The organism is Kitasatospora sp. NPDC127116, assembly GCF_042677365.1.
In the GTDB taxonomy this organism is placed as follows: Bacteria; Actinomycetota; Actinomycetes; order Streptomycetales; family Streptomycetaceae; genus Kitasatospora; species Kitasatospora lactacystinica.
In genome coordinates this window covers 1-14,428 of record NZ_JBHXTL010000189.1, presented here as the reverse complement: position 1 = coordinate 14,428, position 14,428 = coordinate 1, and the positions used below count along the sequence as shown (strand labels likewise).

Genomic DNA, 14,428 nt, shown 5'->3' with positions numbered 1-14,428 from the left:
GGGCCGGACAGGGACCACCGGAGTGACCCACGAGGGCCTGCGCCCGCGCGATACGCGCGAGCACAGGCCCTCGCGCCGTCTCCACCACCCCCGACAGGTTCACCGGGCACCACGCCCGCCGCCGTCCCGGTCGTCCCGGTCGTGCCCGACCGGCGTCAGTGGCCGCACCCGCAGCGCCGGAAACCGAAGTCGAGGGTGTGGTCGTTCTCGCCCGGCCCGCCGGTGGTCAGCGCCCGCTCGGGATACCTTCCCCCGGGCGGGACGACGCCCTTGGAGTTGACGAAGGGGTCCTCGCCGACGTCGTGCCTGGTGGGCACCCACCGGTACAGCGGACCGCCCTCGGCGTAGTCGGACGGGTTGTCCAGCCGGATCGTGTACCCGGTGTGCGGCCGGAGGCCGCCGTCCACGTTCGAGTCGTCGAAGTAGTACTCGCCGCGCACCGTCGTCCCCGCCGTGCCGACCAGCCGGCCCGCCCCGTCGTACAGGTGGACGGTGACGCCCGCCGCGGGGAGCTGGCCCGGCTGCTGCAGGCCCGTGCGCTCGGGGTCGTACCAGACCCGGTTGCCGATCTGCAGCGGCGCCCGGTCGCAGAGCACCTCCAGGTCGCCCATCGAGGCGCCCTTGCCGAACGGCGCGGGGACGTTCGCCGGGTTGAGCCGCAGCCCGACCCTCGGGTCCTGCCGGCCGTCCGCCCGCTGGACGAAGGCCGTGCCGTAGCCGAAGGCCGTGTCGTTGGGGTCGAACCCGGAGGTCCCGATGGTGGTCTCGACCTTGGACAGCGCCATTCCGGCGTAGGCCGCGTTGTGGTGGAAGCCCATCCGGCTGGTGTCGAAGAAGCGGGTGCCCCGGGGCGAGAGACCGCAGCCGTTGTTGGTGTCCAGCACGTAGGCGCCGTTCGCCGGGCAGGCCTTGTTCAGGTCGCCGCCCGACAGCACCTCGCCGACCGCGGCGCCCGCCGCCGCCTGGCCCGTCGCCCGGTCGGCGAGGCGGTCGCGGAAGGCCAGCAGCATCGAGCCGTCCGCCTCGAAGCCGACCTCGCCCAGCTCCGGCTCCGGCTGGGCGCGGTAGCCGGAGCAGGCCTGGCCGTTCTGCGTGGTCGGGTAGGTGTCCGTCCACGGGAACCAGCCCGCGCCGTCGCACGGGCCCGCGCCGACGGTCGACCGGCGCGGGTAGTCCAGCGGCTGGTCCAGCACGGCCGGCCCGAACCGGCCGGTGGCCGGGTCGAAGGGCAGCACGACCGCCCGCAGGTCCGACACCGCGCCCGTCGACTCGCCCGAGCAGACGCCGCCGAGGTAGCCGGTCCCGTCCTGCAGGCCCAGACCGAAGGGGCGCCAGTCCGCCGCCGAGGCACAGCCCGGTTCCGGGACGGGGTAGACGGCCTTCGGCGCCGACGCGGTCGCCGCGGTGGCGTCGTAGCGGTACAGCCGACGGTCGTTGAGGTTGACGACGAACAGGTCCCTGCCGTCGTCCGTCACCTTGAGCCCGCCGAGGCTCTCCTTGCCCGGCACCGCCAGGAACGCGTCGTCCGCGCCCGGCCCGTGCGCGGTGCCCCCGGCGTCCGGGACGGTGGTGAACAGCGTGGTGCTGTTCCTCGCCAGGTCGGTCACGTAGATCCCGCCGGAGCCGCCCGGGCCGTAGCCCGTGGTGCGCTTGGCCGCCGCCGAGGAGAACACCCGCCGGTCGGCCCGGTTCCACGCGATGCCGAACAGGGTGCCGGTCTGCGCGTCGGTGGCGATGTCCGTGACGTTCACGTCCACGCCGTCCTGGCCGCGCGCACCGTACGGGAACGACACCAGCGTGCGCTGCGCACCGCCTCCCCACGTGGTGTTCTGGCAGGTCGTCACCAGGGGGGCGTTCCTCTGGCAGTAGTCGCCGGGGCTCCACAGCCCGGTGGTGTACGAGACGTTCGCGCCGTCGGAGAGGTCGACGAACTCCTCGTTGGAGCTCAGCAGGTTGGGCGCGCCGTCCAGCCCCTGCCGCGAGGCGAAGGCGGGGAACAGTACGCCCGGCTTCGGATTCACCACCCGCACCCGGTACTTGCCGCCGTGGTCCCGGCGCGGCGGCGGCGCCAGCGTCACCGTCCCGTCGGCCGCCGTGGTGCCCTCGACCCGGACCCGGTCCCCGCCGGTGAGCGTCACCCGCACACCCGCCAGCCCCGGCTCCAGCGCGGGCGTCCACGCGCCCGAGGCGTCCACGGCCCGGACCACCCGGACCGTCACCGCCCCGTCCGCGCCCTGCGGGAACGCCGGCGGTGCCGTCAGCAGCCCGCTGCCGGTCAGCGCGACGGCGAGCACCGCGGCCCGCGCGATCCACGTCCTTCGTCCTCTCGTCCCCACCTGGGCCCCACTCTCATGATCGGCGGGCAGACGCCCGATCCCGACAGGGCCCCCAGGAGAGCGGCAACCGGTCGTGCACGTCCCGGTTTCGGGGCACGTTCACCGGCGCGTGTGACGCGGAACGGGCCGGAAATCGCATCAAGTTCGGATACCGCTCCGTGAGTTCGCATGCGACCCGAGGCGGCGGGGGCGTGTGCCGGTGTCGCCGGGGGAGTGCGGCGGGTCACCCGAGGTCGAAGGTGTTCGGCAGGCCGAGGCGGTAGCGGGCCTCGTCGACCAGCTTGAGCGGCTCCAGCTCCGGGGGCCGGAAGAGCCCCCAGACCCGGCAGCGGCCGGCGCTCGAACCGTCCGCGTCCAGCAGGGCGTTGACGGCGCGCCGCGCGGACTCGTTGGCGCCCTCCATGGTCGCCAGGTCGACGTCGGTGCGGACGTAGTCGCCGGCCAGGAAGAAGTTGCCCACCGCGGTCGCGGCGGAGGGCCGGTCGTAGAGCGTTCCGGCCGGGTGGACCAGCAACTGCTCGCGGTTGGCCGGCGCCGGCCCGCCCAGACCGGTGACGGCCGGGTCGAGGAACCACCCGTGCACGTCCGCGTCCGCCGGCCACCCGCCGCCCGGCCGCTCGAAGGCCCGCCGGCACTGCGCCCAGACCTCGCGGGCCACCTCCTCGCGAGTGCACTCCTTGGCCGTCCGGCCGTACAGGATCCCGGGCCGGTCCCACTCCGAGACGCAGACCGAGAGGCAGTCGCGCACCGTACCGTCGCCGTACGCGGCCGCGAAGTCCCGGTCCCAGAACTGCGCCTGGCCGACCGCGGTGAGCGACCACGGGGAGTCCAGGCAGACGGCGTGGCCGTGCACCAGCCGCACCGGGCGGCGCAGGTAGAACTGGATGCCCGTCATCCAGTCCGTGCCGATCGCGTCGCAGCGCGCCAGCCGGGGATCGGCGGCGCGCAGCCCCGGGCCCCAGGTGGCGCGGGCGTGCTCGACCGGCAGCGCGCTCAGGTAGTAGTCGGCCCGCACCGTCCCGGGGACGCCGCCGCCGGCCGGCGCCACCCGGACCCCGGTGATCCGGCCCTCGGCGTACAGCACCTCCCGGACCTCGGTCCCGGTGCGGAACTCGACGCCCAGCGAGGCCAGATGGGCCGCCCACGGGTCGATCCAGGCCTCGCTGGTCGGGCCGTTGAGCACCCGGTCGGGCTGCCCGTCACCGCCGCGCCCGAGCAGCCCGTTCAGCAGGAAGGCCTCGACGACCGTGCGGGCCACCGTACGGGTGCTGGCCCGCTCGGCCCGGGTCGCGACCAGGTCCCGGGTCAGGCCGACCCCGAGGAGGCGCTGGTAGTCGTGGGACATCCGCCCCGCCCTGATGAAGTCCCACCACGGCACCCGCTCCCACTGCTCCTCGCGGCGCACGTCGCAGCTGGTCAGGTGGACCAGGAGCCGGTCCACGAAGTAGGCCAGCTCGCCGGCGGGCAGGTGCAGCACCTCGTCCAGCGCGCCGGCCAGGGTCCGCCGCAGGGCGTCCGGGGCGAGGTCGCCCAGGTCGAGCGGGCGGGTGAGGGACCGGAACGGGAGGAGCAGTCCAGGACGCGGGGCGTCGAAGGCCAGCAGCGCCTGGGTGGCGTCACGCAGGTTGTCGTGGACGCCACCGGGGTTGCCGGCGCACGGGATGCGGCGCAGGGTGTCCGGCAGGTTGCGGTAGAAGCCGGGGAAGAACCGGAAGCCGTGCTCGCCCGGCAGCGCCCGACGGCCACCGGCCGCGCTGCCCGGCACGTCCATGCTGCGGGCCTTGCCGCCGAGCGCGTCATAGTACTCGTACACCGTCACCCGGTAGCCGCGCTCGGCCAGTTCGTGCGCCGCGCTCAGCCCGGAGACCCCGCCGCCGAGGACCGCCACGGTCCGCCCCGGGCCACCGCGGGCACCGGCGCCCGCGCCCCGCGGGAGCGCGGCCGCGCCCGCCACCGGCCCGACGGCCAGAGCACCGCCCAACGAGGCGGCGCCGGCCAGGAACTGACGCCTCGTCCGACCTTCCACCGCACCCTCCCGCGAACCCTCGCCCGACCCCACGACGCGCACACCTCCACCCTCCTGGTCGCCCGAGCGGCGAGGACGACCCCCGGGTGTGCAACGACCGGGCCCGGCACCGGTCACCCACCGCGCGCCTCGCGTCCACACCCCGGCCCGTACGGCCCGTGGCCCGTACGGCCCGCCGGGCCCGCCGAAAATCCAGGTGCGCCCGGCCGACTCCCCCCCGCACACTGGGCCGGTCACGCACCGTTGTCGCGAAGGAGCCCCGTGCAGGGAGCAGTCAGCGTCTCGCCCGCCCAGATCCCCGAGCTGCTGCTCGGCCTGGCCACCGTCCGCCCGGTGTTCCTCTGGGGCGCCCCCGGGATCGGAAAGTCCTCCCTGGTCAGGGCGTTCGCCGAGTCGCTCGGCCTGGAGTGCGTGAGCCTGGTCGGCACCCAGCTCGCCCCCGAGGACCTGATCGGCGTCCCGCAGCTCACCCCCGAGGGCCGCTCCCGGTTCTGCCCGCCCGAGCAGATCGCCCGCGACCAGCCGTACTGCCTGTTCCTGGACGAACTCAACGCGGCCTCGCCGGACGTCCAGAAGGCCTTCTACTCGCTGATCCTGGACCGCAGGATCGGCTCGTACGAGCTGCCGCCCGGCTCGATCGTGATCGGCGCCGGGAACCGCGCCACCGACGGCGCGCTCGCCCGCCCGATGGCATCCGCACTGGTCAACCGCATGGTCCACGTCCATCTGCGGGCCAGCGCCGAGGACTGGCTGCGCTGGGCGGCCGGCACCGGCATCCACCCCTGGATCGTCGACCACCTCACCGACCGGCCCGACCACCTGTGGTCCGCCCCGCCCAAGACCGAGGAGCCGTTCTCCACCCCGCGCGCCTGGCACATGCTCTCCGACGCGCTGCACTCCTTCGGCCCCACCCTGGACGAGGCCACCCTCAAGGTCGTCGCCCACGGGCTGCTCACCGCACAGCACGCGGTCGCCTTCTGCGGCTACGCGAAGATCGTCCGCAACTCCTACGGTCTGGAGGCGATCCTCAAGGGCGACGCCCGCTGGCCGCACCGGCTGGAGGACCGCGACCTGCTCTACTACCTGGCCGACGCCTTCCGCGGCCGGCTGGTCAAGGAACTGCCCGCCCGCAAGGAGCACGCCTCCGGGGCGCAACGGCAGACCGCCTTCCGGGCCAAGTCGCTGCTGGTGCAACTGGCCGAGATCTCGGTGGAGGTCGCCCAGACGGTGATCGCCGACGGCTCGGACGGCAACCCGGTGCTGCCCGCCTGGTTCCTGATCGAGGCCGCCCGGGACATGCCCCGCCTGGTCGAGGCCCGCCGGTGAAGCACGCCCCGGCCGACCGGAAGAAGCCGGACCCGGGCGCCGAGGCCTTCGCCGAGGGCCTCCGACTGCTCCGCCGCAACCCGGCCCTCGCCGCCCTGCGCGCCGACGTCTGCCGCACCGAGACCTGCACCACCGCCCCGCCGAACGGCTGGGCGGTGGCCGACTCCAACGGCACCCTGCACGTCAACCCGCGCCGCCGGGCCGAACCCGAGGAATGGGCCTGGGTGCTGGCGCACTGCCTGCTGCACCTCGGCTTCGGCCACCTCCCGGGCGCCCGCGGCACCCGGACCCAGCCCGACGCCCACCAGGCCGCCGCCCGCTGCGCGGTGGTCAACCGCTTCCTCGCCACCTTCCCGGTCGGCCGCGCCCCGGTCGTCCTCCCGCAGGAGTACCCGGGCGGCGACGAGGAGGAGCTGGCCGACCGCTGGCGCCGCGACGGCCTGCCCGCGCCCGACACCGCCGGGACGGCCGGCACCGCCGAACGCGACCAACTGCTGGTCGAATGGCGCGGCCACGGCCGGGCCCGCGAGGACTGGCCCACGGCCTTCGCCGCCGCGCTCACCCGCACCATGTCCGCCGCGATGGACCGGGCCGGCGGCCGGATCGACACCGAGACCGGCGAACGCCTGCCCGAACGGCCCTGGAACAGGGCACTCAACTGGTTCGTCTCCTCCTACCCCCTGCTCGGCGGCATCGCGGCCGGCCTCACCGTCGTGGCCGACGCCGAACTCGCCCGCGCCCACGACATCGCCGTCGCCGCCGTCAACGCCGAGGCCGGCGAGATCTACGTCAACCCGCTGCGCCACCACAGCGACGAGGAATGGCGGTTCATCCTCGGCCACGAGATCCTGCACGCCGCCCTGCGGCACGGCGAGCGCCGCGGCGGACGGGACCCGTTCCTGTTCAACGTCGCCGCCGACTACGTCATCAACGGCTGGCTGCTGGAGATGGGCGTCGGCGAGATGCCCGACGGGCTGCTGCACGACCCGCAGCTGAACGGCCTGTCGGCCGAGGAGGTGTACGACCGGATCGCCCGCGACCAGCGCCGCATCCGCCGCCTCGCCACCCTGGCCGGGAAGAACCGCCCGGACGTCCTCGGTGAACCGCTGGGAACGCCCCGGGACTACGTCGACCTCGACGACTTCTACCGCCGCGGACTCCAGCAGGGCCTCGAACTGCACCGGCGCCAACGCGGCCTGCTCCCGGCCGGGCTGGTCGAGGAGATCCGCGCACTCGCCCACCCCCCACTGCCCTGGGACGCCCGACTGGCCCGCTGGTTCGACGAGTTCGTGCCGAGCCCGGAACCGGTGCGCAGCTACTCCCGCCCCGCCCGCCGGCAGTCCGCCACCCCGGACATCCCCCGGGCCGGCCGCTACCGCCCCGAGGAGGAGGTGCCGCGCTGCACCTTCGGAGTCGTCCTGGACACCTCGGGCTCGATGGACCGGGCGCTGCTCGGCAAGGCGCTCGGCGCGATCGCCTCCTACGCCGCCGCCCGGGACGTCCCGGCCGCCCGGGTGGTGCACTGCGACGCCGCCCCGCACGACGCCGGGTACCTCCCGGTCGAGGAGATCGCCGGGCGCCTGCGGGTGCACGGGCGCGGCGGCACCGTCCTCCAGCCGGGCATCGACCTGCTGGAACGGGCCGAGGACTTCCCGCCCGGGGCACCCGTCCTGGTCATCACCGACGGCGAGTGCGACGTCCTGCGGCTGCGCCGCGAGCACGCCTTCCTCGTCCCGCGCGGCGCCGCACTCCCGTTCACCCCGCGCGGGCCGGTCTTCCGGATGAGCTAGGCGTTCCGTCCCGTGAGGAAGGGGACGCGGCCCCCGCCGGGCACCGACGTCCCGCTCCCGGCCCCGGCCGGTGGCGCGGAACCGGGCCCCGGACGCGGGCGTCCGTCCTTCTCGACGGCGGCCGATGATCAAGGCTGTCGGCCGTCCCCCGGAAGGAGCACCGTGACGGACCGTACGGCGAAGAGCACGCGGAAGAGCGCGGCGAAGAGCGCGGGGAAGGGCGCGGGGAAGAGTACGGCGAAGAGCACGCGGAAGGGCGCGTCGCCCGCCGGCAGGGGCCGTTGGCGTCGCGCCGCGCTGATCGGGTGCGGGGTGCTGCTGCTGGGCCCGGCCGTGCTCGCGGTGGTGCGGGTCCTCGGATGGGACGACGGCACGGTGTGGGCCCTTCCGATGGCCGGGCTGCCCTACGCGGCGCTGCTCAGCGTGCTGCTGCTGGTCGCGGCGGCGGTGCTGCGCGGGCGGTGGCTGACCGGGGTCGCGGCGGCGCTGGTGGTGCTGCAACTGTGGTGGGTGATACCCCGGCTCGTCCCGGGCGGGGCCGACGCCCCGGCCGACGCGCCCCGGCTGCGGGTGGCGACCAGCAACAACTTCATGGGGCAGGTCTCGCCGAAGTCCCTGGTCGACCTGGTGCGCGACCAGCGGATCGACGTGCTCGCGGTCGAGGAGCAGAGCGACTCCGCCGCCGACGCGCTGGACGCGGCCGGCATCCGCGCCCTGCTGCCGCACCGCGAGCGGCCGGCCGGCACCGACACCGCGCTCTACACCCGGCTGCCCGTCAGCTCCGCCGCCGACCCGGCCTGGCCGACCACCAACCTGACCGTCGACGTCGGCGGCCGTCCGGTGCAGCTGGTCGCCGTGCACACCTACTACCCGGTCGGCGACGCCCGCCGCTGGGCCGAGGGACTGCACGCCCTGCGCGCCGCCGCGCCCGGGCGCGCCCGCAACGCGGTCCTGCTGGGGGACTTCAACGCCACCCTCGACCACAAGCCGATGCGCGACCTGATCGGCACCGGCCTGACCGACACCCACGAGGAACTCGGCGCGGGCCTCCTCCCGACCTGGCCCCAGGACCACCCCGACTACCCGGTCCCGGCCGCGATCCAGATCGACCACGTCCTGCACGGGCCCGCGCTGACCGCCGTCGACGTCTCCGAGCACTCCCTGCCGCGCAGCGACCACCGCGCCGTGGTCGCCGAACTCGCCGTCCTGCGCTGAACGCGGAACCCGAACGCGAGGGGCCGGGGACGGCTCCCGCACCGTCCCTGGCCCCTCACCGGGCCGCGGCCCCCGTCGCGGGGGCGGTCACCGGCGGCGTCGCCGGAACCGGGGGAGCAGAAGGCCCAGGACGGCGAAGGCGAGGGTCGACAGCACGGCGACCACGGGGGTGGGGAAGTACCCCGGCTGGACGGTCGACGCCTCGGCCGCCCCGGAGCTGCCGGGAGCCGTCGGGAAGGTGACGGTGACGCGCGTGCTGCGCTCGACCAGGCCGCTCCTGAGCGTGAGCTCCGCGTTCCACCGGCCGTCCGGCAGCTGCACGTCGAGCGGGACGACCGCCTCCGCGAGGCTTCCCGGAGCCACGGTGGTGCCCGACCTGGCCGGGAAGGGGCCGGCGCGCAGCCCGCCGGGTCCGTCGGCGAGGGAGAGCGACCCGCCGATGTCCAGGGCGCGGCCGCCCGTGTTGCGGATCCGGGCGTGCACCTCCTTCCGCCCGTCGCGGGCCCTGGTCGGAGTGACCTGCTCGATCGTGAAGTCGGAGGGCGGCTCACCGCCGGGACCGACGTCGATGTACATCCGGACCCCGACCCGGCCCAGGAACGCCAGGTTGTGCGAGCGGTCCGCCGGGTTGCCCGTCTGGGCCCAGACGACGCCGTAGCGCTCGCCGGCGGAGGCGTTCTTGGGCACGCGGACGGTGGTGCGCACCTGCGCCGTCCCGGAGGGCGCGAGGTCGAGCTCGGTCGTGTCCAGCGACGTCCAGCCGGTCAGCTCGTTGGGGGTGCGGTCCGCCGCGAAGGTGAACCGTCCCTTCGTGATGGTGGCCGCCGCCGCGTACACGCTGACGTGCATCGGCGTGGACGACTCGTTGGTGACCTCCACCCGCCGTTCGACGGTCGTGCCCGGGGCGACGTGGTCGACGATGTAGGCCTGCGCCCGGGGGTCGTCACGGCGGTTCTCCGGGGCGTCGAGCAGCCTGATGCCGATGGTCTTCTTCGCGGGGGTCGGCTGGTGGGAGGGCGTCCCTGATGTCCCGGAGATTTCGGACGTCCCGGATGTCCCGGAGGTTTCGGATGATTCAGATGATTCGGACGTCCCGGTGACCCCGGGCCGCCCGGACGCCCCGGTGACCTCGGGCCCGGGCATCCCGTCCGCCGTCGCCGGCAGCACACCGATCGTCTGGACGACGGCCAGCAGTGTCAGCAGGACCCAGTAGCGGCGCGCACGCTTCATCCGCTCAGGCAACGGAGTGGGTCAGCGTTCCGGTGTAGGCCCCGCTGATGGCGGCGGCCGGCAGGGCGACGCTGACCGTCGGGTCCCAGCTCGCGGTGTTGTCCCCGACACCGGCGCTCCCGGTGACCACCACCTGCGAGGAGTTGCTCAGCGTCACGTTCGTCGGAGTGGCGGTGATGGTGCCGGTCGTCGTCACCGCCCCGACCGTGTAGGCGGCATTGGTGGCGGCCACCGTCGACGAACCGTTGGTGAAGTCCGTCTCCGACACGGTCACCGTCCAGGAGGCCGAGAGGAGAGCGCGGTTGTCGGTGACGGTCACGGGGCCGATCGGGGAGCTGATCTGAGTACCGGGCGCTCCCGAGCCGAGGGCGGCGCTGGCCGGCACCGACATCGACAGAGCGCCCGACGTGACGGTGAACGTGACCGTGGTGCTGGGATCGGCCGCCGCGTCGGCGAGGCCCGGTTGGACCAGAACGAGGGCGACGGACGCGGCCGCGGCGGGCAGGATTCGCAAGCGCACAACAACTCCTGGAGTAGCCGTCCGTGGATGGACATGCCGGGTGACGTGATGTCAGGCAAACCGGCGCGGCCCCTTCGCGCAAGCCGACGACGGCCGCACTCCGCCACCGGAATGACCACATTTCAGCCGGATCGAAGACCGGCCCGCCCCGCCCCGTCACGTGGGTGACCACCCGGACGCGGTGACGAAGCGGCGGCGAACCGGCGCCGGTGCGCCTCGCCGCTCCCCAGGCCTGTTCCAGGGGCCCCCTCGTCCCGCCGCGGCGTTCCAGGAGGCAACAAAAGCGCAGGTCACGAGGTGTTTCACCGTTCCAGCGTCCCGAACCGCCGGGCAGTGCTGGCGGGCGGGACGGATCCCGGGCCACTCTGTGGTCCGGCGGCGACCGGCACCGAGCCCGAGGGGCCGCCCGACCCGCCGGCCTCCGCGGAGGCGGCGGCCACGGCGGCCGACGCCGTCCGCCCGCCGCCGGGCGCGACCACCGCGCCGGACGCCTCCCACCACGCACCACCCGACCCAGAAGGAAGCCCTGCCATGCGCACCTCGAACCGCCGCCCGATCGCCGTCCTGCTGGCCACCGCCGGGCTGCTGGCCGCCGGGGCCGTCCCGGCCGCCGCCGTCCACGGCGGAGCGGACACCACGACCAGGTCCCACCCGTTCGTCGTGGCCCTGGAGACCGCCACGGGCGAGCAGTGGTGCACCGGCGCGCTGATCGCGCCGACCAAGGTGCTCACCGCGGGCCACTGCGTCGCCGAGGCGGCCGACCCGACCTCACTGCGGGTGATCGCCGGGCGGACCGACCTGACCGGCCCCGGCGGCCAGGTCCGCCGGGTGAAGGGCTACCGGGTGGACCCGCGCTACACCTCCGGCCTGGCCCACGACTCCGCCGTCCTCACCCTGGACCGCCCGCTGCCGCAGGCACCGGTCCGGGTCGCGCGGCAGGGGGACGAGACGCTGTACCGGTACGGCCGCACGGCCACGCTGCTGGGGTTCGGGCGCACCGGCTCGGACGGGCGGCCCGGCACCCACCTCAAGCAGGCGGAGCTGACGCTGGCTCCGCCGGCCTCCTGCGACCCGTACACCTCGCCCGGCGATTCGCCGCTGCTCAAGGTCTGCGGCCTGCCGCGGGCCGGAACGACGGACAGCGTCTGCAAGGGCGACTCGGGCGGGCCGCTGGTGGCCGGCGGCGTGGTGATCGGCGTGGTCTCCACCGGCAACAAGTACTGCGACACCCAGTACCCGGTCTCGGTGTTCACCCGGGCCACCGACGTCCCCGCGCAGCTGCTGTCCTAGCCGGTGGCCCATCGGGCAGTGCTTCCCCGGCCGAGGCACTCGTTCTCCGCCTCCGGGCGCGCCAGTGCGCCCGGAGGCGGACGCCCTAACCGCCGCAGGTCAGGTCCTTCGCGGGCAGCCGGCCCGTGGTCAGGTAGCGGGTGACGCCGCCGTCCGCGCAGGAGGGGCCGGCCACCACCACGCCGTGGCCCTCGCCGCCGGCCACCGTGACCAGCCGTGCACCGTGCAGCGCCCGCCGCATGCCCTGGGCCATGGACAGCGTCGCCTGCGGATCCCACTGGTTCTGCACGATCAGCGCCTTGACGTCGTTGTTCACCACGGTGGCCGGCTCGCCGCCCGCCTGCTTCCAGAACGCGCACGGCAGGATGTTCGCCCCCAGGTCGCCGGCCAGCGGGTACCGGGCCCGGTCACGGACCGCGTCCCGGCGGTACTGCTCGGGGTCGCGCGGCCAGTCGCGGGTGTCGCCGCAGAGGACGGCCCACGCGACGGAGACCGTGTTGTCCGCCGGAACGACCGACGGCACCGCCGGTGCGGCCGGCCCGCCCGCGGCGGCGGCCTTCAGCGCGACGATCCAGGGGGTGACGGCCTCGACGTGGACGAACGCCGCGTAGCCGGACCGGACGGCGTCGCCGTCGAGCGACCCGTCCCCGGTCGGGACGGGCGTGCGGTCGGCGTGGGCGACCAGGTCCCAGTACGTCCTGCGGACCTCCGCCGCCGTCGCCCCCAGTCCGTACGCCGCGTCGCGGGCGGCGGCCCACTCGGTCCAGCGGGTGAAGGCGAGTTCGGCCCCCGCCGACGCCTCCCGGAGCCCCCCGCGCCACACGAGCGACGGGTCGAGCGCGCTGTCGAGCACGAAGCGGTCCGAGCGCTGGGGGAACATCTGGGCGTAGACGGCGCCCAGGTAGGTGCCGTACGAATGCCCGAAGTAGGAGATCCTCCGCTCGCCCAGTGCCGCCCGGACGACGTCCATGTCCCGCGCCGTGTTGCGGGTGGTGATGTGCGGCAGCACGTCCCCCGCCTTGGCCCAGCACTTGTCGGCCACCGTCCGGGCCCAGGCCACGTCCTTCGCGAACGTCCCTGCCGAGTACGGGTGTTGGAAGGTCCGCTCGTCGGCCTTCAGGTCGCAGCCGATCGGTGAGCTCTGCCCGGCGCCGCGCGGGTCGAACCCGATCAGGTCGAACCGGTCCCGCACCTCCGCCGGCAGCAGCGGCTCCATCTCCACGGGCATGGTCAGCCCCGGGCCGCCCGGGCCCCCGGGATTCATCAGCAGCGCGCCGTGCCGCTGCTTCGCGCTGCCCGCCCTGACCCGCGACATCGCGATGTCGATCGTCCGGCCGCCGGGGTCGGCGTAGTCCAGCGGCACCTCGACCTTCGCGCACTCGAACGCCGCCGGGCGGTCCGCATCGCAACGCTCCCAACGGAGTTGCTGCTGCGCGTACCGCTGGAGCGGATCGCCCGCCGCGAACGCCGTCACGGGGGTGAGCGCCGCCAGCGCGGTCGTCACCGCGCCGGCGGTCAGCGCGGAAATCGTCCGTCCGTCTCGCAGAACCATGCCAGTCCTCTGTGCAGAATCGGTGCCTCGGAATTGCTTCCAGTCTCCGTTCCGCCGCCCCCGCACCCCGTACGGCGCGAGGATGGGTTCATGATCCAACCTGCGGCGTACGCCGCCGCGCCGACGTAGGGCCGCAGGCCCATGCCCCGTCATCTATTGGTCCGGACGGACGGACGGCCGGACCGGGGTGCCGGTGTCCACGGGGGGCGGTCACCCGGCGGAGTGGAGAACGGGCGAATCCCGGGCGGGGGCGCTCCGGCGGGCAGTACGGTGCCCGCATGACCGTGCTCGTCCGCCGTCGTCACATCGACTTCGGCCGCATCCACTCCACAGGCTGTCCGGTCATCGTCTGATCGCCCGCTCCGCCCGGCCGCGTCGTTCCGCGCCGTTCCGTTCCGCGCCGTTCCGTTTCGAACGGCACCGCCGCCGCCCCGTGCTGCCCGCTGCCCGCCCCTCGGCGTACGCGGCCCGCACCCGTGCGTGCAGGACGGAGGGCTCCCGCACGTCCCGGCCGACCACGATCCGACCGCACCGAAAGGACAGCCGTCCACCATGACCGAAACCGTCACCGACCACTACCTGCGCAACAACGCCGACTACGCCGCGGCCTTCGACGGGCCGCTCCCGCTCCCGCCGGCCCGCCGCACGGCCGTCCTGGCCTGCATGGACGCCCGGCTCAACGTCTACGGCGCGCTCGGCCTCGCCGAGGGCGACTCGCACGTGATCCGCAACGCCGGCGGGGTGGCGACCGACGACGCCATCCGCTCGCTGGCGATCAGCCAGCGGCTGCTCGGGACGCGGGAGATCATCCTCATCCACCACACCGACTGCGGCATGCTCACCTTCGGCGACGACGCCTTCCGCGAGTCGATCCGGGAGGAGACCGGCGTCAAGCCCCCGTGGGCCGCCGAGGCCTTCGCCGACCTGGATACGGACGTCCGCCAGTCGGCCGCCCGGATCCGCACCAGCCCCTTCGTCCCGCACACGGACGCCGTGCGCGGCTTCGTCCTCGACGTCGCGACCGGCCTCCTCAAGGAGGTCGTGCTCTGACCCGACGGCGTCCCGGGGGGGGGGGCCGGCCGGGCCCCCCCCCCCCGGCCCCCCCCCCGCGGGAAAAGGCCCGCGGGCGCCGGCGGGCCCGCC

Annotated in this window: 10 protein-coding genes; 5 read left to right on the top strand and 5 right to left on the bottom strand. The window is 74.8% G+C overall.

The window, feature by feature from the left end:
• Window positions 1-155: 155 nt before the first annotated feature.
• Window positions 156-2,336, bottom strand: a complete 2,181-nt coding sequence (locus ACFVHV_RS40535; protein WP_380358478.1) for an SdrD B-like domain-containing protein — start codon at window positions 2,334-2,336, stop codon at window positions 156-158.
• 223 nt (window positions 2,337-2,559) lie between these two features.
• Complete coding sequence (locus tag ACFVHV_RS40530) at window positions 2,560-4,362, bottom strand: FAD-dependent oxidoreductase (protein ID WP_380358475.1); 1,803 nt, start codon at window positions 4,360-4,362, stop codon at window positions 2,560-2,562.
• Window positions 4,363-4,623: 261 nt separating this feature from the next.
• On the opposite strand from ACFVHV_RS40530, the gene ACFVHV_RS40525 reads away from it, so the two are divergent.
• The 3 genes from ACFVHV_RS40525 to ACFVHV_RS40515 all read left to right on the top strand — a co-directional run bounded on the left by ACFVHV_RS40525 (window position 4,624) and on the right by ACFVHV_RS40515 (window position 8,693).
• Window positions 4,624-5,688: an ATP-binding protein gene (locus ACFVHV_RS40525; protein WP_380358473.1), complete on the top strand. Its 1,065-nt coding sequence runs from the start codon at window positions 4,624-4,626 to the stop codon at window positions 5,686-5,688.
• Window positions 5,685-7,478 (top strand): hypothetical protein, encoded by a 1,794-nt coding sequence (locus ACFVHV_RS40520; RefSeq protein ID WP_359899163.1) that lies wholly within the window; start codon window positions 5,685-5,687, stop codon window positions 7,476-7,478. Before ACFVHV_RS40525 ends, ACFVHV_RS40520 begins: the two co-directional genes overlap by 4 nt.
• 162 nt (window positions 7,479-7,640) lie before the next feature.
• Window positions 7,641-8,693: an endonuclease/exonuclease/phosphatase family protein gene (locus tag ACFVHV_RS40515; protein ID WP_380358470.1), complete on the top strand. Its 1,053-nt coding sequence runs from the start codon at window positions 7,641-7,643 to the stop codon at window positions 8,691-8,693.
• Window positions 8,694-8,780: 87 nt separating this feature from the next.
• On the opposite strand, the gene ACFVHV_RS40510 is transcribed toward ACFVHV_RS40515, so the two are convergent.
• Window positions 8,781-9,923: a peptidase gene (locus ACFVHV_RS40510; protein ID WP_380358467.1), complete on the bottom strand. Its 1,143-nt coding sequence runs from the start codon at window positions 9,921-9,923 to the stop codon at window positions 8,781-8,783.
• Window positions 9,924-9,927: 4 nt separating this feature from the next.
• The gene (locus ACFVHV_RS40505; RefSeq protein ID WP_359899158.1) at window positions 9,928-10,443 is read right to left on the bottom strand and encodes a hypothetical protein; all 516 of its coding nucleotides are present in this window, start codon (window positions 10,441-10,443) and stop codon (window positions 9,928-9,930) included.
• A gap of 531 nt (window positions 10,444-10,974) precedes the next feature.
• On the opposite strand from ACFVHV_RS40505, the gene ACFVHV_RS40500 reads away from it, so the two are divergent.
• The gene (locus ACFVHV_RS40500) at window positions 10,975-11,733 is read left to right on the top strand and encodes a S1 family peptidase (RefSeq protein WP_380358464.1); all 759 of its coding nucleotides are present in this window, start codon (window positions 10,975-10,977) and stop codon (window positions 11,731-11,733) included.
• An 85-nt stretch (window positions 11,734-11,818) separates the two neighbouring features.
• On the opposite strand, the gene ACFVHV_RS40495 is transcribed toward ACFVHV_RS40500, so the two are convergent.
• Window positions 11,819-13,285, bottom strand: a complete 1,467-nt coding sequence (locus ACFVHV_RS40495) for an alpha/beta hydrolase (protein WP_380358462.1) — start codon at window positions 13,283-13,285, stop codon at window positions 11,819-11,821.
• A 552-nt stretch (window positions 13,286-13,837) separates the two neighbouring features.
• Between ACFVHV_RS40495 and ACFVHV_RS40490 the strand changes: the two genes are divergently transcribed.
• A complete protein-coding gene (locus ACFVHV_RS40490) occupies window positions 13,838-14,335 on the top strand; it encodes a beta-class carbonic anhydrase (RefSeq protein WP_380358459.1) in 498 nt (165 codons plus the stop codon).
• The last annotated feature ends 93 nt before the right edge of the window (window positions 14,336-14,428 follow it).

What these genes read in the sequence shown, in the direction of transcription:
- ACFVHV_RS40510 (WP_380358467.1), bottom strand. Translation starts at nt 9,923, where the DNA reads ATGAAGCGTGCGCGCCGCTACTGGGTCCTGCTGACACTGCTGGCCGTC.
- ACFVHV_RS40500 (WP_380358464.1), top strand. Translation starts at nt 10,975, where the DNA reads ATGCGCACCTCGAACCGCCGCCCGATCGCCGTCCTGCTGGCCACCGCC.
- ACFVHV_RS40495 (WP_380358462.1), bottom strand. Translation starts at nt 13,285, where the DNA reads ATGGTTCTGCGAGACGGACGGACGATTTCCGCGCTGACCGCCGGCGCG.
- ACFVHV_RS40490 (WP_380358459.1), top strand. Translation starts at nt 13,838, where the DNA reads ATGACCGAAACCGTCACCGACCACTACCTGCGCAACAACGCCGACTAC.